The sequence below is a fragment of the Psychroserpens jangbogonensis genome, from assembly GCF_000797465.1.
GTDB lineage: Bacteria > Bacteroidota > Bacteroidia > Flavobacteriales > Flavobacteriaceae > Psychroserpens > Psychroserpens jangbogonensis.
In genome coordinates, this window is the sequence record NZ_JSWG01000003.1 from 1 (window position 1) to 25,679 (window position 25,679).

Annotated in this window: 30 protein-coding genes; 27 read left to right on the forward strand and 3 right to left on the reverse strand. The window is 30.6% G+C overall.

The window, feature by feature from the left end; all coding sequences use genetic code 11:
- Nucleotides 1–133: 133 nt before the first annotated feature.
- The 12 genes from RH81_RS01945 to RH81_RS02000 all read left to right on the forward strand — a co-directional run bounded on the left by RH81_RS01945 (nt 134) and on the right by RH81_RS02000 (nt 10,175).
- Complete coding sequence (locus RH81_RS01945; RefSeq protein ID WP_033956908.1) at nt 134–1,210, forward strand: serine hydrolase domain-containing protein; 1,077 nt, start codon at nt 134–136, stop codon at nt 1,208–1,210.
- Nucleotides 1,211–1,421: 211 nt separating this feature from the next.
- The gene (locus RH81_RS01950; protein WP_033956910.1) at nt 1,422–2,087 is read left to right on the forward strand and encodes a DUF4386 family protein; all 666 of its coding nucleotides are present in this window, start codon (nt 1,422–1,424) and stop codon (nt 2,085–2,087) included.
- A gap of 170 nt (nt 2,088–2,257) precedes the next feature.
- Nucleotides 2,258–2,821 carry a Crp/Fnr family transcriptional regulator gene (locus tag RH81_RS01955; protein WP_033957128.1) on the forward strand — a complete coding sequence of 188 codons (564 nt, stop codon included), beginning with the start codon at nt 2,258–2,260 and terminating at the stop codon, nt 2,819–2,821.
- A gap of 61 nt (nt 2,822–2,882) precedes the next feature.
- Complete coding sequence (locus RH81_RS01960) at nt 2,883–3,461, forward strand: NAD(P)H-dependent oxidoreductase (RefSeq protein WP_033956912.1); 579 nt, start codon at nt 2,883–2,885, stop codon at nt 3,459–3,461.
- Nucleotides 3,462–3,631: 170 nt separating this feature from the next.
- Nucleotides 3,632–4,801 carry an endonuclease/exonuclease/phosphatase family protein gene (locus RH81_RS01965; RefSeq protein WP_081988167.1) on the forward strand — a complete coding sequence of 390 codons (1,170 nt, stop codon included), beginning with the start codon at nt 3,632–3,634 and terminating at the stop codon, nt 4,799–4,801.
- Nucleotides 4,802–4,965: 164 nt separating this feature from the next.
- A complete protein-coding gene (locus tag RH81_RS01970) occupies nt 4,966–5,871 on the forward strand; it encodes a TolB-like translocation protein (RefSeq protein WP_052172379.1) in 906 nt (301 codons plus the stop codon).
- Between the two features lie 168 nt (nt 5,872–6,039).
- A complete protein-coding gene (locus tag RH81_RS01975) occupies nt 6,040–6,438 on the forward strand; it encodes a VOC family protein (protein ID WP_033956917.1) in 399 nt (132 codons plus the stop codon).
- A gap of 186 nt (nt 6,439–6,624) precedes the next feature.
- Nucleotides 6,625–7,101 carry a DinB family protein gene (locus RH81_RS16290; RefSeq protein WP_052172380.1) on the forward strand — a complete coding sequence of 159 codons (477 nt, stop codon included), beginning with the start codon at nt 6,625–6,627 and terminating at the stop codon, nt 7,099–7,101.
- A gap of 191 nt (nt 7,102–7,292) precedes the next feature.
- Complete coding sequence (locus tag RH81_RS01985) at nt 7,293–7,739, forward strand: lipocalin-like domain-containing protein (RefSeq protein ID WP_033956921.1); 447 nt, start codon at nt 7,293–7,295, stop codon at nt 7,737–7,739.
- A gap of 211 nt (nt 7,740–7,950) precedes the next feature.
- Nucleotides 7,951–8,364 (forward strand): immunity 22 family protein, encoded by a 414-nt coding sequence (locus tag RH81_RS01990; protein ID WP_033956924.1) that lies wholly within the window; start codon nt 7,951–7,953, stop codon nt 8,362–8,364.
- 141 nt (nt 8,365–8,505) lie between these two features.
- Nucleotides 8,506–9,237 (forward strand): DUF6090 family protein, encoded by a 732-nt coding sequence (locus RH81_RS17110; RefSeq protein ID WP_152604768.1) that lies wholly within the window; start codon nt 8,506–8,508, stop codon nt 9,235–9,237.
- Between the two features lie 224 nt (nt 9,238–9,461).
- Nucleotides 9,462–10,175, forward strand: coding sequence for a DUF4386 domain-containing protein (locus RH81_RS02000; RefSeq protein ID WP_052172382.1), 714 nt, complete (start codon nt 9,462–9,464; stop codon nt 10,173–10,175).
- A 196-nt stretch (nt 10,176–10,371) separates the two neighbouring features.
- Here RH81_RS02000 and RH81_RS02005 read toward each other — a convergent pair whose 3' ends face one another.
- Nucleotides 10,372–11,103 carry a LytR/AlgR family response regulator transcription factor gene (locus RH81_RS02005; protein ID WP_033956929.1) on the reverse strand — a complete coding sequence of 244 codons (732 nt, stop codon included), beginning with the start codon at nt 11,101–11,103 and terminating at the stop codon, nt 10,372–10,374.
- Nucleotides 11,104–11,110: 7 nt separating this feature from the next.
- A complete protein-coding gene (locus RH81_RS16300; RefSeq protein ID WP_052172383.1) occupies nt 11,111–12,142 on the reverse strand; it encodes a sensor histidine kinase in 1,032 nt (343 codons plus the stop codon).
- A 225-nt stretch (nt 12,143–12,367) separates the two neighbouring features.
- Between RH81_RS16300 and RH81_RS02015 the strand changes: the two genes are divergently transcribed.
- Entirely contained in the window at nt 12,368–14,179 is a 1,812-nt protein-coding gene (locus RH81_RS02015; RefSeq protein ID WP_033956937.1) for a serine hydrolase, read from the forward strand.
- A gap of 257 nt (nt 14,180–14,436) precedes the next feature.
- Here the strand turns inward: RH81_RS02015 and RH81_RS02020 are convergent, their stop codons facing one another.
- The gene (locus tag RH81_RS02020; RefSeq protein ID WP_033956943.1) at nt 14,437–14,781 is read right to left on the reverse strand and encodes a winged helix-turn-helix transcriptional regulator; all 345 of its coding nucleotides are present in this window, start codon (nt 14,779–14,781) and stop codon (nt 14,437–14,439) included.
- A 268-nt stretch (nt 14,782–15,049) separates the two neighbouring features.
- Between RH81_RS02020 and RH81_RS02025 the strand changes: the two genes are divergently transcribed.
- The 14 genes from RH81_RS02025 (at nt 15,050) to RH81_RS02090 (ending at nt 25,614) form a co-directional block, all read left to right on the forward strand.
- Nucleotides 15,050–15,550, forward strand: a complete 501-nt coding sequence (locus RH81_RS02025) for a TlpA family protein disulfide reductase (protein ID WP_033956944.1) — start codon at nt 15,050–15,052, stop codon at nt 15,548–15,550.
- Nucleotides 15,551–15,603: 53 nt separating this feature from the next.
- On the forward strand, nt 15,604–16,407 hold the full coding sequence (locus tag RH81_RS02030; protein WP_081988168.1) for a CPBP family intramembrane glutamic endopeptidase: 804 nt from the start codon (nt 15,604–15,606) through the stop codon (nt 16,405–16,407).
- A gap of 23 nt (nt 16,408–16,430) precedes the next feature.
- Nucleotides 16,431–16,790 (forward strand): cupin domain-containing protein, encoded by a 360-nt coding sequence (locus tag RH81_RS02035; protein WP_033956946.1) that lies wholly within the window; start codon nt 16,431–16,433, stop codon nt 16,788–16,790.
- 344 nt (nt 16,791–17,134) lie between these two features.
- Entirely contained in the window at nt 17,135–18,274 is a 1,140-nt protein-coding gene (locus RH81_RS02040; RefSeq protein ID WP_052172384.1) for a T9SS type A sorting domain-containing protein, read from the forward strand.
- Between the two features lie 384 nt (nt 18,275–18,658).
- Complete coding sequence (locus tag RH81_RS02045) at nt 18,659–19,018, forward strand: lipocalin-like domain-containing protein (protein ID WP_033956947.1); 360 nt, start codon at nt 18,659–18,661, stop codon at nt 19,016–19,018.
- 160 nt (nt 19,019–19,178) lie between these two features.
- The gene (locus RH81_RS02050) at nt 19,179–20,042 is read left to right on the forward strand and encodes a cyanophycinase (RefSeq protein ID WP_033956948.1); all 864 of its coding nucleotides are present in this window, start codon (nt 19,179–19,181) and stop codon (nt 20,040–20,042) included.
- 71 nt (nt 20,043–20,113) lie between these two features.
- Entirely contained in the window at nt 20,114–20,554 is a 441-nt protein-coding gene (locus tag RH81_RS02055) for a hypothetical protein (protein ID WP_033956951.1), read from the forward strand.
- 132 nt (nt 20,555–20,686) lie between these two features.
- Entirely contained in the window at nt 20,687–21,109 is a 423-nt protein-coding gene (locus RH81_RS02060; protein WP_033956954.1) for a hypothetical protein, read from the forward strand.
- A gap of 218 nt (nt 21,110–21,327) precedes the next feature.
- Nucleotides 21,328–21,753, forward strand: coding sequence for a VOC family protein (locus RH81_RS02065; RefSeq protein WP_033956962.1), 426 nt, complete (start codon nt 21,328–21,330; stop codon nt 21,751–21,753).
- A 199-nt stretch (nt 21,754–21,952) separates the two neighbouring features.
- Nucleotides 21,953–23,011, forward strand: a complete 1,059-nt coding sequence (locus RH81_RS02070; RefSeq protein ID WP_033956965.1) for a helix-turn-helix domain-containing protein — start codon at nt 21,953–21,955, stop codon at nt 23,009–23,011.
- 74 nt (nt 23,012–23,085) lie between these two features.
- On the forward strand, nt 23,086–23,442 hold the full coding sequence (locus tag RH81_RS02075) for a hypothetical protein (RefSeq protein WP_033956968.1): 357 nt from the start codon (nt 23,086–23,088) through the stop codon (nt 23,440–23,442).
- 29 nt (nt 23,443–23,471) lie between these two features.
- Entirely contained in the window at nt 23,472–23,945 is a 474-nt protein-coding gene (locus RH81_RS02080) for a YHS domain-containing (seleno)protein (RefSeq protein WP_033956971.1), read from the forward strand.
- Nucleotides 23,946–24,350: 405 nt separating this feature from the next.
- Complete coding sequence (locus tag RH81_RS02085; RefSeq protein WP_033956974.1) at nt 24,351–25,112, forward strand: class I SAM-dependent methyltransferase; 762 nt, start codon at nt 24,351–24,353, stop codon at nt 25,110–25,112.
- Nucleotides 25,113–25,185: 73 nt separating this feature from the next.
- Complete coding sequence (locus tag RH81_RS02090) at nt 25,186–25,614, forward strand: lipocalin-like domain-containing protein (RefSeq protein ID WP_033956977.1); 429 nt, start codon at nt 25,186–25,188, stop codon at nt 25,612–25,614.
- Nucleotides 25,615–25,679: the final 65 nt, after the last annotated feature.

Here is a 25,679-nt window from a genome sequence, read left to right on the forward strand (position 1 = left end):
TTCAGGACAAGACATTTAAAAAAACTATTCAAATTCTATAATTTTAATCAATAATTTCAATTTGCTTTTTTTTGTAACCTAAAAGTTTGATTTGTCGTCCAACGAGCAAATAACATTTAGAAATAGCAAAATAATGAAAAAAGCAGTTTATTTAAAGTATCTATTATTAATAGTTACTGTTTTATCCCTTAATTCACAATCAATATGCTATGCACAGAATTTAACCAAAATTGATAGTTTATTGCAGGAAAAATATCCAGACAATGCTCCTGGAGCAACTTTCCTTATTTCTAAAAATGGAAGTGTCATTTATAAAAAAGCATTTGGTCTTGCAAATCTTGAGTTAAATGTTCCAATGAAAACCGACAATGTCATCAAAATAGGTTCTTTGACAAAACAGTTCACTGCAATATCCATTTTAATGCTTGTGGAAAAAGGCAAACTGAATTTGGATGACGAAATAACCAAGTTTATTCCTGATTATCCTACAAATGGGAATAAAATAACAATACATCACTTGTTAACACATACTTCAGGGATTAAAGATTATACTAAGGTCAAAGGTCTAAATTCAATTTCACAAAAAGATTTGACTCCTTTAGAGTTAATTGAATTTTCTAAAAACGAGCCAATCGATTTTGTTCCTGGGGAAAAATATAAATACAATAATTCAGGATATGTGATATTAGGTTATATCATTGAAAAAGTAACTGGACAGCCTTATGCTAATTTTGTTGAGAAACAAATTTTTAATAAATTAAAGATGACAGCCTCACAATATGCAAGTCAGAGAGAGGTAATTCAAAATAGAGCTTCAGGGTACCAAAAGAATGATAGTTATATTAACAGAATGAATTTTAGTCTTACTTTAGCTTATTCTGGTGGTGGTTTGATGTCTACAGTTGATGATATGTTTAAGTGGCAAGAAGCGATAAAAAACAACCTTTTAATAAGTAAAGAAACAACCGAAAAAGCTTTTACGAATTATACATTGAATAACGGAGAGCATACTAACTATGGTTATGGCTGGCATATTAAAACCATAAACAACAATCGGACTTTTGAACATGGAGGTGCAGTTTTTGGTTTCAAGTCAATGGGTGTTTATTTACCTGATTTAGATATTTATGTGATTGGATTAACAAATTGCCTTTGTAACTCGCCAACCAAACTTACAAGGAAAATAGCGGAATTGGCTTCAAAAAACTAAACTCTCAAAAAACGCTGTACAACAACGTGTATAATTAATACTACTTCTCTACTCCAATTTAAATTTATATATTTATTCAACTGATTTGCTACAACCAAAAATCCTGCGGATTCTAGGTCGCACAAATCATACACGAACACGTTAGCATACATTTAAGAACCTTGTAACAACATCGAAATAAAATCGTCTTGAGTGAAAAGGGTTTAACAATATGGAATTAAAAAAAATACAAAAAATAGGCGGAATATGTGCAATTCTTGAAGCCCTAATCTACATTTTTGCGTTCATTGTTTATGGTGGCATATTAGTTTACCCAAATGCAAACGCTAGTATAGTAGAGGAATTGAATTTCTTATCTGACAATCACCTCACTTTGTCAATATTGAATCTTGTTTGCTACGTATTATTTGGAATTTTATTAGCGATATTAGTTCTTGCAATTCATCAACGATTAAAAAGCTACTCGCCAATCTTTTCAAAATTAGCTTCTGCTTTTGGAATAATTTGGGTCGGACTAGTTATCGCCAGTGGAATGATAGCAAACATAGGCCTAAATTCTGTAATCGGAATTGGAATTAAAGACCCAGAGAATGCAATGTTAGTTTGGTCTAGCGTTAGTATTATTTCTGAAGGGCTTGGCGGAGGAAACGAAATTGTCGGAGGAATTTGGGTGTTATTACTTAGCATCATTGCCTTGAAAGGACAATTATTTTCAAAACCATTAATTTTTCTTGGAATTTTAGTTGGAATAGCAGGAATTCTAACCATTTATCCATTAGAAATTTTCACAGAAATTTTCGGAATTAGTCAAATAATTTGGTTCTTATGGATTGGAGTTTTTATGATTAATAAACCATTTATCATAGTAGAGGACTAAAAAAAATTCATTTAAAAAAAACGTTTGCTAACAACGTGTATAACCCATTGTTTACTTTGTGTGTACTCGGAAAACCCTGCGGATTTCCCTCTGATTCGATTTCTTTTACTAATTTAGTTGCTAGCCAACGCAACTAACCATACACGAACACGTTGGCAGTAATTAAAAAAATGAGAAACTACTTAAAATCATTTAACATACTATCGAATGATGAAATTGATTTATTTGAAAGTAAAGTAACTTATAAAAAGCTGGAGAAAGGTGATTTTTTTATCCAAGAAGGAAAAACTTGTAAAGAAGTAGCGTTTGTGATTTCTGGGTTATTTAGGTCATTCTATTATTCATCTTCAGAAGAAGAAGTAACGTACTGCTTTACTTTTTCCAATTCCTTTGTTAGTGCTTATTCTTCATTTTTATCACAAACCAAAACGGTAGAGAATATTCAGGCCTTGTCAGATATTGAATTGTTAACTATTTCAAGAAATGAAATTTTAAAACTAGAGAACTCAAGCACTAATTGGCTTAAGTTTTTTAAATTCATTGCTGAGCAAGAATATATAAAAATGGAAAAAAGAATTTTTTTATTGCAAAAAGAAAGCGCTGAGAAACGGTATCAAGATTTGATAACAAACGACCCTCAATATTTACAATTAATACCTCTAAACTATCTATCCTCCTATTTAGGAATTACTCAACGACATTTAAGTCGCATAAGAAAGTTGATATCGAATTAGACAAATGTCCTTTCTAATGAATTTCATCTTGCTGTTCTTTGTAAAAAATAAAGAACAAATTATGAGACAAATTTTAATAATTAATGGACATCCCGATAAGCAGAGCTACAATTATGCTTTATACGATGCCTATAAGAGCGGTGCAAATAAAACAAATGCAGTCATTGACACAATCAATATTTCTGAGCTTGACTTTAATCCCAATTTAAGATTTGGATATCGTCAAAGAACCGAACTAGAACCAGATTTGAAAGATGCAATTGATAAAATAAAAATAGCTGATCATATCGTTTGGTTTTTTCCATTGTGGTGGGCTGGATTACCCGCTTTAATGAAAGGCTTCATAGATAGGACATTCCTTCCAGGAATAACTTTTGACTTTATTGAAGGAAAGTCGGCTCCAATTGGCTTATTAAAAGGAAAAACTTCTAGGATTATAATCACAACAGACACACCAAAATGGTATGATTATATAATTATGAAAAGACCTGCTTTAAAACAATTTAAAAAAGGAACACTTGAATATTGTGGAATAGGACCTATAAAAGTGACCTATATTTCACCAATTATAAGTTCAACTTTAGATGCTCGAAATACATGGTTGAAAAAAGTAATTAAGTTAGGTGAAAAACTAAAATAACTACAGCTAACAACGTGTATAACCAATTGCTGGTCATAGCCTACTTGGAAATTCCTACGGAATTTCCTCTGGTTCGTTTTCTTTTGTTAACTTAGTTCCTGCCAACGCAACAAGCCATACACGAACACGTTGGTAGTAACTTCTAAAGCAGAACTAATTTTTAAGTCAGTATGAATCGTCTTGTCTTTATATTATTGCTTCAATTCTTTGGCTTTCAATATATGATAGCGCAAGGCATTGAGGATTTATCATTCGGTTCAGATGACACATTTGAAATAATAACCTGGAATATAGAACAATTCCCTAAAAACGGTCAAATAACAGTAAGTTATGTCATCGATCTAATTGAAGCCTTAGATGTCGATATACTAGCAATACAAGAAGTCAATGACATCAATGCCTTTAATCAAATGATTAGTGAATTAAGTTCATATGATGGCTACTTAGAGTCTTTATGGTTTGGTGGTTTAGCATATATCTACAAAACAGATAGCATACAAATCAACAGTCTTTATGAAATATATACCACTTCAGAATTTTGGAATTATTTTCCTAGATCACCTATGATAATGGATTTGGATTACATGGGTGAACGGTTTATTATTATAAATAATCATTTCAAATGTTGTGGTGATGGAATTTTAAACATCCCAATTAATAATGACGAAGAAACAAGAAGGTATTTTGCTAATAATTTGTTGAAAGAATATATTGACGCCAATTTTACTAATGAAAATGTTATCGTTTTAGGAGACCTAAATGATAACTTATTGGATGACACCCAAAATAATGTGTTTCAAATGATTTTGGATGATTCTGACAATTATTTGTTTACAGATTATGAAATTGCGGCAGGTAATAATTCTGAATGGTCTTTTCCGTCATGGCCTTCACATCTTGATCATATAATAATAACTAATGAATTATTTAATGAATTTCAAGATATTGAATCTCACATCCAAACCATTAAAATAGACGAATATTTAACTGGTGGATGGATAGAATATGATGAAAACATTTCTGACCATAGACCAGTTGCATTAAAATTATTGATAGATGATAATTTAAGTGTATCTGACTTTGACAATCCAAAGCCATCCTTTTTAAATTATCCAAACCCATTTAGTTCTGAAACTACCTTTTCATTTAAAAGTACAGCTGAACTTAATAAAATTGTGATATTTAATTTAAACGGTCAAAAAATAATAACACTAAATATCAATGAAAGACAATCTTCTATTAGCTTGAATGCTGATGAGTTTTCGAATGGTATTTATATCGCTAAACTACTATCAAATAATAATATTATTGCAACTCGAAAACTTGTAATAATGAAATGACTAAGCAACTACCAACAACGTGTATAATTCATTGCGTGGCTGTTTATGCGTTTATCGAGAAATCCTGGCGGATTTCCCGCACGTTCTTCCCTTTTTGCTATCTTAGTAACAAACGCAACAAATTATACACAAACACGTTGGCAGTTATTAAAACAAACTAAGAAATGAAAAACCTCATAATTAAATTCTCAGTATTGCTATCTGTAATATTTTTAAGTGCTTGTAAAACTGAGAATTCGAATGCACAAGAAAATGATTCTTTGACCATAGAAAACCCATATCTTGGTCAAAAACCACCAGGATTAACTCCTATACCATTTGCTCCAGGTCTTGTGTCTACAGAAATTTATGAATACGATGGTGCATTTACCCCAGATATGAAGGCATTTTATTTTATTAGAAGAGGAGAAGAAAATAAAAAATCAGCTTTTTACGAATACAAATACAATGAAATTAATGGGATGTGGGAAAAATCAGAAGTAGCATCTCCATGGATAGGACGACCAGTAATAGCTCCAGACGGTGAAACCATGCATTTAGGTGATAGATATCTAAAAAGAACGGAATCTGGATGGTCCGAATTACAAAATCTTGAACCTCCTACTGTAAGTAATGATTCTATGTATATTATGCGTCTCTCATCATCTGCAAATGGTACGTATTATTTTGACACCTATAAAGAGAATGATTCAACTTTTCCAATTCGCTATTCACGTTTGATAGATGGAAAGCATGAAGAACCTATAGCTTTGCCCAAAGCAATAAACACAGGAACTTTTTTAAGCCATCCTTTTATAGCTCCAGATGAATCGTATTTATTATTTGATGCTGAAAGGGAAGATGGTTTTGGTGAATCTGATATTTATATCAGTTTTAAACAAAAAGATGGCACTTGGGGTAATGGAATTAATTTGGGAGATAAAATAAACACTAACGCTTGGGAAGCTTCTGCAAGTATAACGCCAGATGGTAAATACCTTTTCTTTAGTAGAAATGTAGGATCAGACGATTTTGAAAATGTAGATATTTTTTGGGTAAGTACAAAGGTTATAGAAAAACTAAGGCAATAAAACAACAACTACTCCCAACAACGTGTAAAATTCATTGCATCTGAAATTCCCTTCGGAATTTCCTCGCTGCTGAACAATGGGCTCACTCCTATTTGCTATCTTAGTACCAAACCCAACGAAACCATACACGAACACGTTGTACACAATATACCAAATCAATAAAAATCTATGAAAGCGATAATCGGACATATAATTTTTAACGTAAAAGAATTTAATGATTCCGAATTATTTTATGACAAATTACTGACCGAAATGGGATTTGAAATTGACCACGTTACAGAAGGAGATTTGGGAACAATGAAATCTTATAAACAGGGCGAACATAATCTTTATATACGGTATGATCGAGCTAAAACAAGTGAAAAATTTGTCCGTAATGTCGGATTAGACCATTTGGCATTTGAATTGAATAGCGAAACGGAAGTTGATAAAATTTATGAACTGATTACTAAACTGAATGTAAAAATCACTCATGAACCGAAAAAATATCCTGAATATTCAGAATCGTATTATGCATTCTATTTTCGTGATCCAAACGGAATTCCATTGGAAGTTTATTTGCAGTAAACGGGATTTGGAAACTAAATAAAATACAGAGTACAACACCTTGTATAATTAATGCTTTACTTCTACTCCATTTAAAATTTATATCTTTAAACAACTGATTTGCTACAACTAAAAATCTTGTGGATTCGAGGTCCGACAAATCATACACGAACACGTTGGCAGTAATTAAGGAAATTCAGAATTAAAATGCAAAAAACATATAGAAATGGTGCAATCGGAGCTTTAACTGATGAATATGAAAAAGCTCTTGAGGAATTAAAAACTCTGATGCTTAAGATTCCTGATGATGAATTCAAAAAAGTATATAGCAAAGACGTTAATACAGATTTTCAATCAGTAAAAAATTTAGTTTTACATATTACTCGTTCTGGATATGTTTATGCAAATCATATTAGAAAAAGGTTTGGAAATAGTTATGTAATTCCTAAAATAGAAATCACAAAAACTGAACAAGGCATATTTGAACTTGATAAAATGTTTCAATATACTATTGAAACTTTTGAAGATAAATGGCACCTGACTTATAACCAATTAATGAATACAATAATCAAAACTTCTTGGACAACTTACGATTTAGAAGCCATCATAGAACACGCAATTGTTCATGTTTTAAGGCACAGGCTTCAAATTGAAAAAATGATTATCAAATACAAAATTTTATAAAGTATAAAGAGCTAAAAACTATAGTCAACAAAGTATATTCAATGCTTAGCTGGTTAAGAAGATGAACTTTTCCCACATTTTTGTATATTCACTTCTCGGAAAATTCTAAACTGAATTTTCCGCACAAATCATACACTAACACGTTGTGTTTGATTTGACAAAAAACCTAAAAATTAACATTAAAACAAAGAATGAAACAAGTAAAAAAAATTACCCGAATATTTTTAGTATTAACGCTAGGATTAATATTCTCTTGCGATAGTGATGATGATAACACAGACACATCTTTGACTAATGCAGAATTAATAATAGGTTCATGGACTTGGACTGCACAATCTGAAAATGCTCTGGATTCTGGACCTTTATCTGAATGCGAATTATTAGAAACTTTTATTTATGATGGAATGCAAGTCGAGCAAATTGATTATTCTGGCAGTCCATGTACTCAAGCCTTTACATCAACTGAAAACTATTCAATTGATGGCAATATTCTTACCTTTTCTGATATAAATGACGCAACCGATTTTTATAGTGAAGAAATAATAGAACTAAATGCTACAACACTTAAATTAAGATATGAAGAAACATTTAACAGTGAAACTTCTATTTATATCGATACATATACTAAAGCAAATTAAGACCTAAAAAAAGCACATAAGAACTTGTAAAAACAGCAGTTAAGAACTAAAATTTAAGTTTTACTCTTAGCTGCTATCTTTTTTTAAATCCGAAAACATAATGGAATCTAATAAACATTATATTGGATAAAAACGTATTGGAATCCAATGATTATTAATAAAAGAATTAAAACTGCACATAACAACGTGTATAATTAATATTTGAGAATCGATGACTATAAAGATAATTTGTGTTTGGATTGGGACTTTTGAATCCGAAAATGAACTCTATCAAAACTACCTGAATTTTGATTATGAAAATGAAGACGAATCTGAATCGAAATTCGCAAAAGATTCTGGATTACTATATTACGATGAGGATTTTATGGAAAGTTGGTGGTTTAGCAAGCTGGAACTGAATAAACTGACTGAATATAAAGACGACTTACTCGACTCTGAATATTTTTTCGATGAACTTATCGCTGAACTAAAAAAACGAAACTTAACTGATCGGAATTCAATTTCATTTTTATTTGGAGAAAAAAACCAAAACTCAACAAATGAAATGTTATTTGAATACCATGGAATGGAATCAAATGGGAAACCGATTGAGTTTGTATTCCGAAAAGAATATGAATTGAAATAAAAACGTTAGCCAAGAACGTTTGTAGTTCATTGCTTAAGGGTGTTTAATCTTTTCTACGCTGTTTCTTTTTGCTAACTTAGTACTCACGTAACGAAACCATACACGAACACGTTAGCCTTCATTAAAACCAATCACTAACTAATGATAAAATTCTTTAGAAAAATACGATACGACCTTATGGGAAAAAACAAAACTGGAAAGTACTTGAAGTATGCAATTGGCGAAGTTATTCTTGTGGTTATTGGAATTTTGATTGCTCTCTCAATAAATGATTGGAATGAAAACCGACTAAAATCTAACAAGGAAAAAATTGTATTAGCAAACATTCATAAGGAGTTTAATGAAAACAAAATGCAATTAGATTCGGTTCTTTACTGGCATAGAAAAATACATTTTAGCTGCTCTAAAATCATGAGCCTCTTTCCAATAAAATCAAAACCAGAACCAGAAGTTTTAGATTCATTATCAGTATACCTTTGGGATTCTTATGGAGGTCACACATTTAATCCTTCTCAATCAAGTATTAATGCACTTATGAGTACCTCTTCTTTTGATATTATTAATGATAAAAGCTTACGTAACCTTTTAATATCTTGGAATGATTTAGTAGAGGATTATCAAGAAGAAGAACAGTATTCTAGAAATTATGTTTGGAATCAATACGATCCTTATATGTCTAAACATTTTGATTGGAATTTTAACCTTAAAGATTCACGGAACAATTTTGCAGTTTTACAAACTTTGGAGTTTGAATATAAAGTAAAATCAAGACACGATTTTGTTGATCAAATATTAACATCTAGTGGAGAATTAAAAATACTAAAAGAGACGCTAGATAAAATAATTGAGCTAACTAAACCAATAAACAAATAGAATTTAATTATTAAAATAGCGAAAGGCTAACAACGTGTTTAATTCATTGCCAAGCTGTTTAAAGGCTATTTTGGAATTCTCTACGCTGTCTTTTTTTTGTTATCTTAGTGCAATCGCAACGAAACCATACACGAACACGTTGTGCTTCATTTAGAACTAGTATGATTTTTCATTTTGTAACAAGTCTTCAGAAATTAAGTCTTACTTGAAAAGAATAAATAACGATGAAATCAATAACTACTATTACTAATAGAAAAACGGATATATCATTATCAAAAGCAGCATTAATTGCAGGAATAAGTTTGTTTGTTATGATACTGACAACACCCTTTGCTGAGTTTTCTATATTTCCGAAACTTATTGATTATAGTAATGCGACAAAAACAGCTGAAAACATTATAAATAATAAGCATTTATTTAGTATTGCTATTTTTTTAATTCTAATAACCCTTATTGCAGATGTTGTTGCTGCTTGGGCATTATATATATTTCTAAAACCTGTAAATAAAAGTTTATCTCTATTGACAGCTTGGTTTAGATTAATTTATACTGCAATGTATTTCATTGCATTATATAACCTCTTAAAGATATTGAGTATCGCAAAATCCATCGAACATTTAAAGCATACAGGAATTGGCAAAATAAATGATGATATTTTTCTAAACATAAAAGCCTTTAGAGTTGAAGGTAGTTTTGGGTTAATAGTTTTTGGATTATATCTAATATTACTTGGTTACTTAGTATATAAGGCCACTTATATCCCAAAAATATTTGGAGCTATTTTAATTCTAGCTGGATTAAGTTGGATGATTGACAATCTGAGTGCTTTTCTTTTTCCTGAAATAGATACAAGCTTCCTATTTATTTTTACAATGGGAGAATTGATATTTATGTTATGGCTTTTAATTAAAGGGTCGAGAATAAAGAAATTGGAATGATATTTACATTTTAAAAACGAAAGCACAACAACGTGTATAATCAATTCTAACCTCCTACTTCAATTTAAATTTATATCTTTAATCATCTGATTTGTTACAACTGAAAATCCTGCGGATTCTAAGTCGCACAAATCATGTACGAACACGTTAGCGGTTAGCGTCAACAAATAGATGATAAAATTAATTGCCTTTAGGTTTAATTATTTCTCTTCTTGCTTATACTGTCTATTATAGCTAAAAAGCTTTCTCTATAATTACTACTTATTGGAATCTCATTCCCATCTATGATCACACAATGTTTTTTGACCGTTTCTATATGTTTTGTTGCAATAATATAGGAGCGATGTATTCTTACAAAGAACTGTTGAGGCAATAATTCTTTTACTTCTGAAATTTTATAACGTGCTAGAATAGAACGCTTTGCAGTATGGAACGTTACATAATTACCCTCACTTTCTATGTATTTTATATTTTGAATGGGTAATTGATGAAATTCCGAACCGCTTTTGATAAAAACGGTTTGTTCAGATACAGAATGAGAAGTTTCAGGACTTGTTTCTACAGTTACTTTATTCTGATTTAATGCTAGTTTTGCTTTCATTACTGCCTGAAGTAATCGATCAAATTCAATAGGCTTTAATAGATAGTCCACAGCTTTAAGTTCATAACTTTCTAATGCATATTCTGAATACGCTGTTGTGAAAATAATAAGTGGCTGTTTTTGTAAAAACTTGGGAAAACTAATTCCAGATAATTTAGGCATATTGATATCTAAGAAAAGAAGATCAACTGTATACTTTTGAAGATATTCAAGAGCGTCCATAGGATCTCTAAATGTTGCTTTTAATTCCATAAAAGGAATATTACTTAGATGAAATTTAAGAACATCAATAGCATCTGGTTCATCGTCAATTATTATATAATTCATAAAATAGTTAATCAAATTTCAGTTCAAGTAAAGATATAAAATATCCTTTTTCCTCTTTTGTTTCCATAGTATATAAGTTGGGATACAGAATAGACAGTCTTTTTTTTAAATTATCAAGACCGAAACCAGAGGCACTATCCTTCAAACCATAAATGGCTTGATGCATTGTATTGGTAACTTTATAGGATAATTTATTTTGAGTTACCTCTAAAGATATATCTATTATGGATTTAGCCTTTGTGTCTATACCATGTTTAATAGCGTTTTCAACAAATGGAATAAGCAACATAGGGCTTATTTTTACGTTTTCAACTGCTCCCTTTATAGCGAAATTTATAAACACATCATCGTCTTCTGCAATGCGTAACTGATATACCTGAATAAATTTCTTGAGATGATGAATTTCTTTTTCCAATGGCACGCTATCTTCATTAGTTTCATACACCATATAGCGCATCAACTCTGCTAATTTCGCAATGCCATCTGCCAATTCGGGTACATTGTTTTTTAAGGCCTTAGAATAAAAACTATTGAGCACATTAAACAAAAAGTGAGGGTTTATTTGAGATTTCAAAAAAGCCATTTCTGTAGTTAGTTTCTCTTCATATAAAATTCGTTTCAGTTTTTCACTTTGAAACCAATATTTAATTAAGGCATATGATAAACCAAGTAAGAGGATAAAAAAACTACTCGTTGCATTATAGCCTAAATAACTCAGATAAGACTCACTCTCACTGGAGAAAAAACCAACCAACCAATAATAGTCAATAAAGCTTTCAAACAAATTTATGATAACAAAAGTGCTTATTAAGGTAATGATTAAAAGTGGCATTTTTTTCAATCGTAAAAATCTAGGAACAATAAAAAAAGCGGTAGAATAAAATATAACTTGGTTCATAAGCATTCCAAACAATATTGCAAGCCAAAATGGACCTGCATCTTTCCTGAAATCAGATATGGTATTCACATAATTTAAAATTAAAAAATAGAAAATTCCCCAAATTAAAATATGCATTATTAATTCTAGATACTTTTTCATTTTAACTGTTTAAGTATCAAAAATAGAGTTTTAATCGCTTTCCAAATCCGTAAAGGGATAAAATGGATGCTTAAAGTGACCAAACTGAATATTACTGTGAAGTTTATGCTATTTCACATCGTTTAGAGCATCCACCACAATAAAGAACCAAACAATCACTTTCATTTTATTTTACAATAGTAACGCATTACTATTGCTTCATATTAATCATAAAACATTAAAAAAATGAGGAAATCAATAGCTGTCATAATAGTATTAATCCTTGGGTTTAATTCATTTAGTCAAACAGGTTCAAATAAAAAATTAGAAAAAAACATCAACGAGGTATTTGAAAGTTATACGCATTATAATCGTTTTATAGGGAACGTATTAATAAGCCAAAACGATAACATTATTTATAGAAAAAGCTTTGGTGATGCTGATGCGGAAAATCACAAAAAGAATACAGGAAATTCCATATTTAGGATTGCTTCTGTTACTAAACCATTGACCGCTGTGGGAATAATGAAGTTAGTTGACCAGGGCGAGCTTACATTAGAAACGCCAATTAGCACTTATTTCCCAAGTTTTATTCCTGATTTTTCTAAGAAAATCACAATTCGCCATTTATTAAACCATAGTTCTGGTATGCAAGCCAATGTAGGTAGAATAGACGATCAAGGTAATGGTGTAATGCCTGGAGAAAATCCGATTACATTAAATGAACTTTTTGAAAAATTTAAAAATTCAAAACTGAAATTTGAACCGGGAACAGCTTATGAATATAATAATTTTGGATATACGCTTTTAGCATATATTATTGAAAATGTAACTAAACAGTCATATGCTGACTACATGGAACAAGCTGTTTTTAAACCTGCTAACATGAAAAACACGGCTGTTAACGCTTATAAAGCCTTAAACCAAAGAGCTTTTCCACATACAGGCTTAGGTATGAATGAGTTTAAAAGACTGAGTAACTCCATTCACTCCTCTTGGATAACTGGTGGTGGAGATATTAATTCTACTACCAATGATTTATATAATTTTATGGAAGCTTTAGAAAACGGAACATTATTAAAACCGGCGTCTGTAGATAAGCTTTACAGCTATACACAATCTAGAGGCGTTAATAATTCGGAATACGGATTAGGTTGGAGAATTGAAAATAAAGGGGGAGAAAAATGGATTAACCATACCGGTTTACTTCCAGGTTTTACTTCCATAATAGGGTCATTACCTCAAAAAAATATTAAAATAATCATCCTATCCAATGCAACTTCTACGGATCTAATTACAGAAAGTACATTTCAAGGTAAAGGCCAGTTTGTTGATGGAGAAATAATTGATAAAGTTATTGCAGTTTTACAAGGTAAAAATCCAGAATTACTACCAGTAGCGATTAAGATTAATAACCAAAATACTGCAGACTTTAGAAGAACATATATGATAGACACCAATCATTCATTAATTCTATCTAAACAAGGTGATGATTATTCACTTGAAACAATAGGTACAGAATCTTGGTCAGTTTTTACCTATAAATTTTCAAGAGATGCCAAAGAAGACAATAAACCTAGTGAAACTGCTTTGTTTTTTGCGAATGCTATGAGCACCCAAAAATTCGAAGGGCTTATCGATTATTCTAGTGATGATATGAAAGGCTTCTTTGCCTCAGAGGAAGGTAAGCAGCAATTAAAAGGAATGTGGGCTTATTTCATAAAACAAGCCGGAGAATTCAAATCTTATAATATTTATAAAGTTGAAGGAGAAGCTGTTAAAACAGTAAATATTAGATTTCATTTTGAAAAAGAAGATGTAGGTTTTGTGATAGCAATTAACTCAGTGAATCAAATTCAAGGTATGTTTATGGATGATGACATTAGAACAAGCGCTATTCAAAAAGTAAAATTAACACCCATAAATGAAAATGAATTTTTTATTAATGGTCACCAAAATGATGGCATGCAGGATTTAAAAATAAAAATATCTGAAAAAGGATTGATTTTAATAGACGATAACAAAAAATTTAAAGCAGTATTTAAATCTTCATTTTGAACAAGAAAATAGCCAACCGCTAACAACGTGTATAATTAATTGCTTCACTCCTACTTCAATTAAAATTGATATATTTAAACAACTGATTTGCTACAACTGAAATCCTGCGAATTCTATGTCCCACAAATCATACACGAAGCCGTTAGCCTTCACCATGACAGCCTATTAACCAACTATAAAACCCTTTTAAAAAGTGAGGCAACTTGAAAAAGAATACTGAAGTTAATACTTTCATTTTAAGAAAAAACACATTAAGTCTATAATGAATTTACCGTAATATTTTTTTGCTCCATTTGATTTTTAGCCCAAATTCTTAGTTGCTCAATAAAAGGAATTAATTCTTGGCCTGATTTAGTTAAAGCATACTCAACTTTTGGGGGCACTTCTAAATACACTTTTCTTGAAACCAACTCGTCAACTTCTAACTCTCGGAGGGTTTGGGTTAACATTTTTGGAGTAACTCCAACAATCGCTCGTTTTAATTCTCCATATCTTAAAACACTATCTCTAAGCACCCATAATATGCGTCCTTTATATTTTCCTCCAACTCTTTTGAAACCATAATCGACAATACAATGAACGACTTCCTTATTATTTTTCAATTTTATTTGATTTTAATTACCTGTATATCAGCATTACTATACTTTTAGTATGTAGTGTACAAAATAGTAAGTACTTGCAGTAAATATATTAATTACTTTCCTTTGTACAAAAAAATTTAAGTATAATAACTATTGCTTGAATTCTATATTTAATTAGATAAGATGAAAATTGGTAAAAAAGTAAGCTTTTTAATAGGCTCATTAACAGGATTTGTAGTACTACTTTTAGTGTTACTGATACTAGTATTAATATTAGAATAAGATTATTATGGTTAAGAAGTCGTTTTGGAAAGGGTTTGCAATAGGTTGTGTTATTTTAATTATAACAGTTGTAATTCTTTATAGTAAGTTTATTGTAACACCAAATATATCAATAGACCAGCTAGAAGTACAAGATTTAAAAGGAAATAAAATAGAACTAGCCAAATATCAAGGAAAGCCTCTTGTTGTTAATTATTGGGCAACTTGGTGTGCTCCTTGTCATAAAGAATTTCCATACTTCGAAGAAGTAAAACAACGTTTGGGCAATGAAGTAAACTTTGTAATGATTTCTGATGAATCGATAGAGAAAATTACGTCTTTCGCTAACTCTAAACCTTATAGTTTCAATTTCTTGAAGAGTTCTAAAAAACTATCTGAATATGGGCTTAATGAAATTACCGCTTTACCAACCACTTATTTTTATGACGCTCAAGGGAATTTAATTGCAAAACACACAAGTGACTTGAATATTGAAAGCCTTAAAGAATTAATAAAGAGAATAAGATAACTGTTGCCAACAACGTATACAAATAACCACGAATAAAATATAAAAACAATATCATGTTAGATATTAAAACTAGATCTCCTTTTCTTTTTACAGCAATACTGCTAGCCATTATTGGGATGGTAAGTTTAATCCCTCTAAAAGGAATTCTTTTAAGCTTATCATTATCAAGCTTTCAAGCAGAATATATTAATCTATCCATAAAAATGAGCATGTTAGCTCTAATTGGGTATATGCTAATTAAAAAATGGAACTTAAACGTTATCGGAGGGCTCTCGGCTATTTATAAGTGGGAGTTTAAATCTTTAAATTTAATTCCTATTTATTTAATGCTTCTAGGTATAGTATCAATAATATCAGCAGATTTAACCAAAATAGAATTACCAAACATTGTCTTGTTATTACTAAGCATGTTAGCTGTAGGATTTGCCGAAGAGTTTTTATTTAGAGGTGTACTTCAAGCCTTATTCATCAAGAAATACATTTCGCTAAAATCAGGATTATTTTTAGGTACTTTTATCCCAGCTTTTGCATTTGGCCTATTTCATCTCTTCAATCTTTTCAGCGACGGACCAATAACACCTGTAATAATCCAAGTTGTTTTTGCAACGTTTATTGGTTTCTTTTTTGGTGCAATACTGCTAAAAACTAATAAAATGATTCCACTAGTTATTACGCATGCCCTAATTAATTTTTTCTTTTCAATTCAATTTTTACCAAATTTCAATAGCAAAGTGACACAAGAACCGGCATCACTCAGTTCTATACTTATATGTCTACCCTTATTTATTATTGCTCTTTTTATTCTTAAAAAAACAGATAAAACTAAAGTGCAGGAAAAGTTAAACAAGAGTTTCTAACGTTTTTTAATATGTTTTAAACTATGAATATCTTTAAAAAATTGGATCAAATTCAAGATTATTTTTCTCCAAAAATTATAGGAGAAGTAAATGATGTCTTTGTGAAAATTGTAAAAATAAAAGGCGACATAGTTCCTTGGCACAATCACCAAAATGAAGAAGAACTGTTTTATATTATTAAAGGCAAACTCCTATTCCAAATAGAAAACGAAGAGCCGTTCATCATGAAAAAGGGTGATTTATTTATTGTGAAACGTGGTGTAAATCATCGTGTTAGTTCTAAAAAAGAATGTAGTATTATGTTAGTCGAAAACAAGACTACAAAGCATACGGGTTCTGTAACAAATGCTATCTCTAAAAGTATATTACAACAGTTAAAGTAACGAAAATACCAAAAACCACAATTATTATTACTTTACTGCCAAAACAATTTTTATGAGATATCCCAATTCGCATTAGGCAATAATACTTTATTCTGTGAACTGAAAATAAAACGAAAGGCTAACAACGTGTATAATCAATGCTTCACTTCTACTTCAATTTAAATTTATATATTTAATCATCTGATTTGCATAAACCAAAAATACTACGGATTCTAGGTCATACAAATCATACACGAATACTTAGATAGCAATAATATGTGAATACTCATCCAAAATCAATAATACCAATTTAGAATTGCTACATTTATCTTTTTACATGCACATTCAATTCTAAATTCTCAAAAATGAAACAAAAGTATAAATTAACTATTTTCATAATAGTTATGTTGTTTTCACATTTAATAACTCAAGCACAATTTATTACATTCGAACATGATGGTATTGACCGACAATATTTATATCATGAGCCTTCAAATTTAAATGAGAATATGCCTTTGGTATTTGTTATGCATGGCTTTACTGGTGATGCTAATAGTATGAGAAGTTATACTGAAATGAATCAAATTGCAAATCAATACGGTTTTGCTGTTTGTTATCCTAGAGGAACCTTTGATTCGGATGGAAATCGGTTTTGGAATGTTGGATATGATTTTCATCAATCTGAAACCGTAAATGATGTTGGTTTTTTAACTGATTTAGCCGAATATCTTCAAACTACTCATAATTTGAATCCTGATTATACGTTTGCAACTGGATTTTCTAATGGAGGAGAAATGTGTTACATGCTTGCTTGCCAAGCATATGATACGTTTAAGGCTGTAGCACCTGTAGCTGGCATGATTATACAAGACATACTAAATGAGTGTGATGATAGTCCACCGATACCTTTGTTTGAAATACATGGCTCTCAAGATAATGTTACACCATTAACTGGAGATCCAAATAATAATGATGGATGGGGAGCTTATCCTAGTATACCCTTTACAATAAATTATTTTGTGGAAAAAAATGAATGTACTTCGGTTGATACTCAAACATTACCAAATATCGATAACTCTGACGGAAGTTTTGTAAATAGTTCAAAGTATTTAAATGGTATTAATAATAATGAGGTATGGTATTACGAAGTTGTAGGCGGTGGACATGATTGGCCTGGAGCTTGGGGAAATATGGATATTAATGCAGGTGAAGAAGCTTGGTTATTTTTTCAAAATCATATAGATAATACGCTGTCAATCTCAAGTTTTGAAGATCTAAAAAATACCATACGTATTTTTCCTAATCCTACTAGTAATGTAATTACTATAGAAACCAATAATCCGTTGGAACTTAAAGAGATAATTCTTTACAATACTTTAGGCGTAAATTTAAACTTAAAATCAACTGATGGACTTATAGATCTAACCAGCTTAAATACAGGTGTATATTTATTGAGTGTTAAAACTTCTAACGGCACAATAACAAAAAAAGTTGTAAAAAATTAAACTTATTTAAATGTAAAATCATTAATGTTTTCATAAGTATATTGTGATTATTAAAAATTGGTAAGAAAGTACTATTTCTTTACTCCATTTTTAATTTATATCTTTAAACATACGATTTGCAACAGCTAAAACCCTGCGAATTCGTAGCTATACAAAACATATACGAACATGTTGGCAGTAATTGTAATGTTCCCTGGTTAACTATTAATTCAATCCATTTACTATGAGTTTGTTCTTCAATAAGGAAAAGAAAAAAATAACTGGTTTAACTCTCGCTATTATTCTCTTTGTACTACTTGCAATCGGTTGGTTCCTAAAATAAAGTTCTGGCTAATCACTATAAAATCCTAATTCTAAATTAGATTAATAAAACAATAAAATATTATGAAAAAATCAATTGTATTAATTTTTGGACTGTTATTATTTTCTTGTAATAATTCTGAGGAATATGAAAAAATTGAAGGAGAATGGAAGTGTTCTGAATGGATTACAGAATCAACAGGAGAAGACAGGTGTAAAAACAATGTTTATTTTAACTTCAAAAAAGATAAAACATATTCTTCAAAAATTTCAGGACTTGAAGAATCAGGTGTTTACAAAATTTCAAATGGATTATTATATTCTACTCCAACTGGAAAATTAGAGATAGGAGTTGAGATAAATAAATTGAACAAAGATACATTGCAATTCATAATGAGTAGATTCGGAGAAAAAGAAATCCTGACTTTATTACGAAGTGAATAGTAAAAAAACTACTGCCAATAACATGTATAGTTAATTACTGGTAAAGCTTATCCTAAATTAGTTGCTAACCAATTCAGCACACGTGCTAAGCAAAGCATACTCGAACATGTTAGCTACCATGATTCAAAAAAAATAATTCGATTATAAATAATAATATATAATGCTAAAACTAATACTATCATTTCTGTTTCTTACGATTACTCTTTTCCCGCAAATCATTAATTCGCAGGACATTAAAATAACTACAGGAAGTAAAAATGGAACACTTATAGCAATTGGAGGCGGAAAACTTAGTGATACTAACATTATGACAGAATTCCGAAAACTAGCAGGCGGAGATTCTGCTAAAATAGTCGTAATACCTACCGCGTTTGTTAGAAATAACGAAATAGATACAATGCTGCTAAAAACTAATTTTAAAAAATATGGTATTCCAAATTTTACCATTTTACATACAAGTGATTCTACTATGGCTAATACAGATGATTTTGTTAAGCCAATTAAGGAAGCTACAGGGATTTATTTTACTGGTGGTAGACATTGGCGTATTGCAGACAGCTATTTAAATACTAAAGTACATCAAGAATTGTTGAATCTATTAGACAGAGGAGGTGTAATTGCTGGCTCATCTGCAGGTGCAACTATTCAAGGCTCTTATTTGGCAAGAGGAGATACAAAAAACAATCAAATTATGATGGGAGACCATGAAGTTGGATTCGGATTTATTTCAAATATTACAATTGACCAACACGTCTTAGCAAGAAATAGACAATTTGATATGTTTACAATTCTTAAGAATAAACCTGAGCTTTTAGGTATCGGAATTGATGAGAGCACTGCTATCGTTGTTAAAGGAGATATTCTCGAAGTGATAGGAAAAAGTTATGTTATTATCTATGATCAATCTTTCTGGTCTGGAGAAGGTTCCGATCTAAAGGAATTACCCAATAAAAATCAATTATTCTATTTTCTTAAAAGTGGTGATAAATATAATTTAAGAGAACGAAAAGTAATTTGGAATTAAAATAGTTAAACATTGTGAATTGCCAAAGTTACCAACAACGCTTATATTTCATAATGTCCAACAAATGAACAATGATTAACAGATTAAAATTTTCGATTGATATAAAGGCTGAGAAAACCGCGATATGGAAAGCGCTCTGGAATGAGAGTTGTTATCGCGAATGGGCCAGTGTGTTCTTTGAAGGGTCTTATGCCGTAACTGATGAATGGAAAGAAGGCAGTAAAGTACATTTCCTTGCTCCAGACCAAAGTGGTATCTACAGTTTAATCGAAAAACACATTCCTAATAATATCATACAGTTTAAGCATATTGGAAATGTTGTGAGAGGAATCGAGCAACCCCTTGATGACGAAACAAAAAAGTGGTCAGGAGCTATAGAAACTTATAAACTAATCAAAGGAAAGGATGCTAACACACTTACAGTTGAAATAGATATCATGGATGAGCATTTGGAATTTATGACAAATACATTTCCTCAAGCATTGGACAAGGTGAAAGACAACTGCAGCTAACAACCTGTACAATTAAAGTTGAACTTCTACTTCAATTTGAATTAATAAATTTAATCATCTGATTTGCTATATCCTATAATCCTGTGATTTTTAGATAGCACAAGTCATACACGAACACGTTAGACAACATTTATGAACTTAATAGATAATTGGGAAGGTTACTATGAATATGGAGAAGGATACCCTTTACCACAATTCGGTCAGAGAGTGAAAATTAGTGTCAATCTTCAAGGGAATAACGATAGCTTTATTGGTACAGTTAAAGAAGACAATTCTGAACACTCCGTACCACTTGAAGGAAAAATTAAAGGATTTTCAGAAAATGACTTTATTTCCTTTATAAAAAAATATCCAAAAATCCCAAGATTAAAGAATTTTGGAAGTTCAGAAAAAGTAATGGATGATGGTCAATTGGAAATTGAGCATTATGGCTATATTGATTCTGCTTTTGATTCAATTTATGGAACATGGTCAATTACAGATAATGTTCCCGTGGATAATGATGATTATCCAGATACTTCATATGGCATTTGGTTGTTAAAAAGAGTGAAATAAAATACCAACAACGTATATAATTCATTGCGTCTGCCATGCTTACTCGGAAAGCCCTACGGATTACCTTTTCGCTATTTCTTTTTGCTATCTTAGTCCTCAATGTAACACTCTAGCGAAGTGAATTGGCAAAACAAGACATACACGAACGCGTTGTTCTTCAATATGACAAACCGCAAACAAATGATAAAATTCTTTAGAAAATTAATGAAAGGACAACAATGAAAACAACAACATTTCTAACATTTGTAGGTGATCAATGCGGAAAGGCCGAAGAAGCAATAAATTTCTACACATCTATATTTCCAAATTCGGAAATTAAAAATATCATAAAATACTTCGAAGGAGAGGCAGGAGGAACACCGGAACTTATCAAATATGGAGTATTTACCTTAAATGGTACAGAGTACAAGGTTTCCGAAAGTAATTTTAATCACGCTTGGTCATTTACACCAGGAGTATCACTGTTTGTTGAATGCAGCTCTGAAAGTGAAATACAAACTTTATTCGAAAAACTTTCTTCAAATGGAGGCCAGGTAATGGTCCCTTTGGATAATTACGACTCAGGAGATTACGGCTTTGGTAAAAAATTCGGATGGTGTGAAGATAAATATGGTGTTTCTTGGCAACTTAATCTTTCAGAATAAATTCGAATTAGAATATAAGCCATCCGACTTAAAAGACTAAACGAAATAACGACAATCAACAGCGTATTTAATTAATGCTACTTCTCTACTCCAATTTAAATTATTAACTTTATTCATCTGATTTGCTGCAACTGAAAATGATGTGGATTGTTAGTCCCACAAACCATACACGAACACGTTGGCAAACATTACAAACTGAATGCAAAAAGTTGAAAAATTCTCACCTGAAATTAATAAAGTATACTTTATAGAAAGTCATACTCTTATTCATATTCTTTCAGGTAAAGGAAGTATTCAAGTCGATTTTAAGAATTACTTTGATTGGCAAGAGAAAGCAATATTTTTAGAAAAAGGGCAATACATTAAGTTCTTATCAAATGATTTTATTGTTAGAAGAATTGAATTCTCGAATGAGCGTAAATTTTATGACAATGAAGTTAGAGTATTATTTAAACATTTAATTTCTTTAGGTTATATAGATTTATTAGAATGTGAAGATTGTAACACCTTTCTATCTGAAACGGCATTAACTGACAATTCTGCTAACATTATAGATATCTCTTCTAAACAATGGTATTGGCAAAACCCATTTAAAGCTAACAAAGAAGAATATCAAGTCATCTTTGATGCTAAAGAAATTATTGACGAAGAGTATTCAAATAATTTATCTAGTAACGACTTAGTAAACCTAATAAATGACAGAGGATATAATGCTCAAGCATTAATTAAGAATAAAATCGGATTATCAGTTAAAAATTTAGTGAACTCCAAAAGACTAAATGAGAGTCTAAAAGAAGTTGCATTTACAAATAAAAACATTCAAGAAATCTCATATGATTTGGGATTTAAAGATGACGCCTATTTTAATAGAGTTTTTAAAAACTCTATTGGCCAAACCCCTAAACAGTTTAGAGAAAATTTCGATTTTGAAAACAGAGATTTGTTTTCACAAGACATTTTAGAACTTCTACAAAAATATCACACACAAGAACGATCACTGGAATTTTATGCCAATAAAATGAACCTTTCTATCAAGACACTTTCTAATAAAGTGCAATCTAAAATGAATACTTCTTTAGGCCAACTTATCCGTTTAGAATTAATCAACTCTGCTAAATTGATGATTCTTGAAGGTCAATCTATTACTTCTATATCAAGACAATTAGGGTTTGAAGAGCCAAATCATTTTTCAAGATTTTTTAAACACTATTCAAAAATCACTCCCACAGAATTTAGAATAAAAAAGTACAATTCTTAGTCCTTTTTTTGTAGCATTCAAACTCTTACTCTCAATCATCTTTGCAGTGTATTAATTCACTAAAAAATAAAAAGATGAATATTAAAGATCAAGTAACAAAAATGGACGCTGTAGTTTCAACTGGAGCAGTAGTAGATGCTGTAAAGCAATTTTTTGCTGAAAGTGCTAGCACGTCAGATCATGGACAAGGAGGAACCACTTCAGACAAAGCTGGAATGGTTGCTAAAATGGAAGGATTTGCTGGAGCAATCGCGAAGGTAAATGGTATTACATTACATCATTCTCTTGTTGAAGGAAATGTTTCTGCCTCAGAATTCACATTCGATTTTGACATGCAAGATGGTAGTAAAATTTACTGGCATGAAATCATTCGTAGAATATGGAATGACGAAGGAAAAGTAATTCAAGAAGAATATTTCAACGCAGAATAATAAAACAATAACAATTTAAGATTAGAAAAATGAAAACATTAAAAAGAGCATCACTAGTATTATTAGCATTTCTATTTACAATTAGTCTATCTGCTCAAGATAGAATGGCGAACAATGTAGATAACAGTACCATTCACCTACAGGGTTATAGTCCAGTATCATATTTAGATTTAGGAATTGCTCAAAAAGGATTAAAGGAGTTTAAGTCTGTACATGAAAACATAGTTTATTATTTCACATCAGTTGAACAAAAAATGACGTTTGATAACAATCCAAACAAATATAAACCTCAGTATGGAGGGTTTTGTGCCTTTGGAATCTATGCAGGTGCAAAATTTAGACCAGATCCAAATAAGTTCATTGTAAAAGATGGAAAGTATTTCCTTTTCTTATATGACCTCAATTTAGATGCTCAACAATTATGGTTAAGTGAACACAATCATAACAAACTCGTCGCTGGAGCAACTAAAAACTGGAAAAAATTAAGCTTGACATTCAACTAACGTCAGCTGACAATGTGATTAAGTAATAGCGATTTGAGTTTTAATTCAAATCGCTATTACTTTTTATTTGCGTAAATTATTTTCTGAAAAGTAGTAGTCATAAATTCGCTAAACTCATACACAAACACATTAGCATCAATTATAAATCACATTTTCTCAATTGAAGAACATTTATAAATCAACAATGAATATCAGATTAATTAGTTGTAGACTATAACTTGTTTAATTCTTGCTTCACTCCTACTTCAATTTAAATTTATATATTTAATCTTCTGATTTGCATCGACTGAAATTCCTTAGAAATCTAAGTCGCCAAATCGTACAAGAACACCTTATGGGCAATTACTTTTTTGATAGGAATGTACATTGTTTTTGAGTGATGTGATAATAAAATAATAGATTTTGATGGACAAAACAGATAGTAATTATAAAGTTGGCGATTTAATTTATGATGCCAATATTTATGATGGAATGAATACCAATCTAGCTGATTTGGACTTTTACAAGCGGTGGCTACCAAAAAACAAGAATGCTCGTATCCTTGAGCTTTGTTGTGGTACAGGCAGACTTACTATTCCAATTGCAAAGGATGGATATGATATTAGTGGAGTAGATAACATGCCTTCAATGCTTGAACAAGCAAAAACAAAAGCGTCCGAAGGAGGATTAGATGTAGAATTTATTGAAGCAGATATTAGAACTTTAAATCTACCAGAAAAATTCGACCTTATTTTTATTCCATTTAATTCAATCCATCATTTATATAAAAATGACGATTTATTTAAGGCCTTTAAAGCTGTAAACAATCATCTCAAAGATGGAGGTTTATTTCTGTTAGATTGCTTTAATCCGAATATTCAATTTATTGTTGAGGGTGAAAAAGAACAAAAAGAAATTGCTAAATATACCACCAACGATGGAAGAGACATATTGATAAAGCAGATCATGCGATATGAAAATAAAACTCAGATTAATCGCATAGAATGGCAATATTATATAAATGGTAAGTTTGATTCGATTCAAAATTTGGATATGAGATTGTATTTCCCTCAAGAATTAGATTCATATCTGGAATGGAATGGTTTTAATATTATTAATAAGTTTGGAGGTTTTGAAGAAGAAGCATTTAATGATCATTCGTTAAAACAGATATTTGTTTGTCAATAAGTGATCTATCCTATGATTTTGAAATTCTATTTAGACACATCCTCATTACCAACAATTTAAAACAAACTTTACAATGAAAAAACTGAATTTGCTTTTTGGAATTTTAATCGCACTAACAATTATGTCATGCTCTTCAAATGACGACGATTCAAATTCAAATGAACCTACAATAATCGGAGAATGGATTTTGGTAAATCAAATTTACAATGGGCAGAATGAAATTTTATCCTCTTGTGAATTACAAGAAACGCTAACCTTTAATTCTAATGAAACTCTAATTTCATATTATACGGATAATGATCCTTGCGAATTCTTTACTGAAAATCAGCAATACAGTCTAAATGGAGTTGAATTAACTATTCTCTTTGGACAAAATTCTGATTTCAGATACAATGTGCTCACCTTATCTTCTACAGTATTGAGTATTGAAAATTTTTATAGGAATGGGGAAACGCTTGAAGATAATAATAGAACCACTTACCAATACGAAAAAGTGGAATAAAACTGTATGGAGCAACACGAATAATCAATTGCTGACTCTGCGTGCACTAGAACATTAGTGATTCG

Coding starts and splice junctions, on each gene's coding strand:
- RH81_RS02065 (WP_033956962.1), top strand. CDS start 21,328: ATGAAAACAACAACATTTCTAACATTTGTAGGTGATCAATGCGGAAAG.
- RH81_RS16300 (WP_052172383.1), bottom strand. CDS start 12,142: ATGAAAAAGTATCTAGAATTAATAATGCATATTTTAATTTGGGGAATT.
- RH81_RS02050 (WP_033956948.1), top strand. CDS start 19,179: ATGCTAAAACTAATACTATCATTTCTGTTTCTTACGATTACTCTTTTC.
- RH81_RS01960 (WP_033956912.1), top strand. CDS start 2,883: ATGAGACAAATTTTAATAATTAATGGACATCCCGATAAGCAGAGCTAC.
- RH81_RS01990 (WP_033956924.1), top strand. CDS start 7,951: ATGACTATAAAGATAATTTGTGTTTGGATTGGGACTTTTGAATCCGAA.
- RH81_RS01950 (WP_033956910.1), top strand. CDS start 1,422: ATGGAATTAAAAAAAATACAAAAAATAGGCGGAATATGTGCAATTCTT.
- RH81_RS02005 (WP_033956929.1), bottom strand. CDS start 11,103: ATGAATTATATAATAATTGACGATGAACCAGATGCTATTGATGTTCTT.
- RH81_RS02015 (WP_033956937.1), top strand. CDS start 12,368: ATGAGGAAATCAATAGCTGTCATAATAGTATTAATCCTTGGGTTTAAT.
- RH81_RS01945 (WP_033956908.1), top strand. CDS start 134: ATGAAAAAAGCAGTTTATTTAAAGTATCTATTATTAATAGTTACTGTT.
- RH81_RS02030 (WP_081988168.1), top strand. CDS start 15,604: ATGTTAGATATTAAAACTAGATCTCCTTTTCTTTTTACAGCAATACTG.
- RH81_RS01970 (WP_052172379.1), top strand. CDS start 4,966: ATGAAAAACCTCATAATTAAATTCTCAGTATTGCTATCTGTAATATTT.
- RH81_RS02090 (WP_033956977.1), top strand. CDS start 25,186: ATGAAAAAACTGAATTTGCTTTTTGGAATTTTAATCGCACTAACAATT.
- RH81_RS02000 (WP_052172382.1), top strand. CDS start 9,462: ATGAAATCAATAACTACTATTACTAATAGAAAAACGGATATATCATTA.
- RH81_RS02085 (WP_033956974.1), top strand. CDS start 24,351: ATGGACAAAACAGATAGTAATTATAAAGTTGGCGATTTAATTTATGAT.
- RH81_RS01965 (WP_081988167.1), top strand. CDS start 3,632: ATGAATCGTCTTGTCTTTATATTATTGCTTCAATTCTTTGGCTTTCAA.
- RH81_RS01955 (WP_033957128.1), top strand. CDS start 2,258: ATGAGAAACTACTTAAAATCATTTAACATACTATCGAATGATGAAATT.
- RH81_RS02055 (WP_033956951.1), top strand. CDS start 20,114: ATGATTAACAGATTAAAATTTTCGATTGATATAAAGGCTGAGAAAACC.
- RH81_RS02045 (WP_033956947.1), top strand. CDS start 18,659: ATGAAAAAATCAATTGTATTAATTTTTGGACTGTTATTATTTTCTTGT.
- RH81_RS01985 (WP_033956921.1), top strand. CDS start 7,293: ATGAAACAAGTAAAAAAAATTACCCGAATATTTTTAGTATTAACGCTA.
- RH81_RS02080 (WP_033956971.1), top strand. CDS start 23,472: ATGAAAACATTAAAAAGAGCATCACTAGTATTATTAGCATTTCTATTT.
- RH81_RS02025 (WP_033956944.1), top strand. CDS start 15,050: ATGGTTAAGAAGTCGTTTTGGAAAGGGTTTGCAATAGGTTGTGTTATT.
- RH81_RS02040 (WP_052172384.1), top strand. CDS start 17,135: ATGAAACAAAAGTATAAATTAACTATTTTCATAATAGTTATGTTGTTT.
- RH81_RS02035 (WP_033956946.1), top strand. CDS start 16,431: ATGAATATCTTTAAAAAATTGGATCAAATTCAAGATTATTTTTCTCCA.
- RH81_RS01975 (WP_033956917.1), top strand. CDS start 6,040: ATGAAAGCGATAATCGGACATATAATTTTTAACGTAAAAGAATTTAAT.
- RH81_RS17110 (WP_152604768.1), top strand. CDS start 8,506: ATGATAAAATTCTTTAGAAAAATACGATACGACCTTATGGGAAAAAAC.
- RH81_RS16290 (WP_052172380.1), top strand. CDS start 6,625: ATGCAAAAAACATATAGAAATGGTGCAATCGGAGCTTTAACTGATGAA.
- RH81_RS02060 (WP_033956954.1), top strand. CDS start 20,687: ATGAACTTAATAGATAATTGGGAAGGTTACTATGAATATGGAGAAGGA.
- RH81_RS02075 (WP_033956968.1), top strand. CDS start 23,086: ATGAATATTAAAGATCAAGTAACAAAAATGGACGCTGTAGTTTCAACT.
- RH81_RS02070 (WP_033956965.1), top strand. CDS start 21,953: ATGCAAAAAGTTGAAAAATTCTCACCTGAAATTAATAAAGTATACTTT.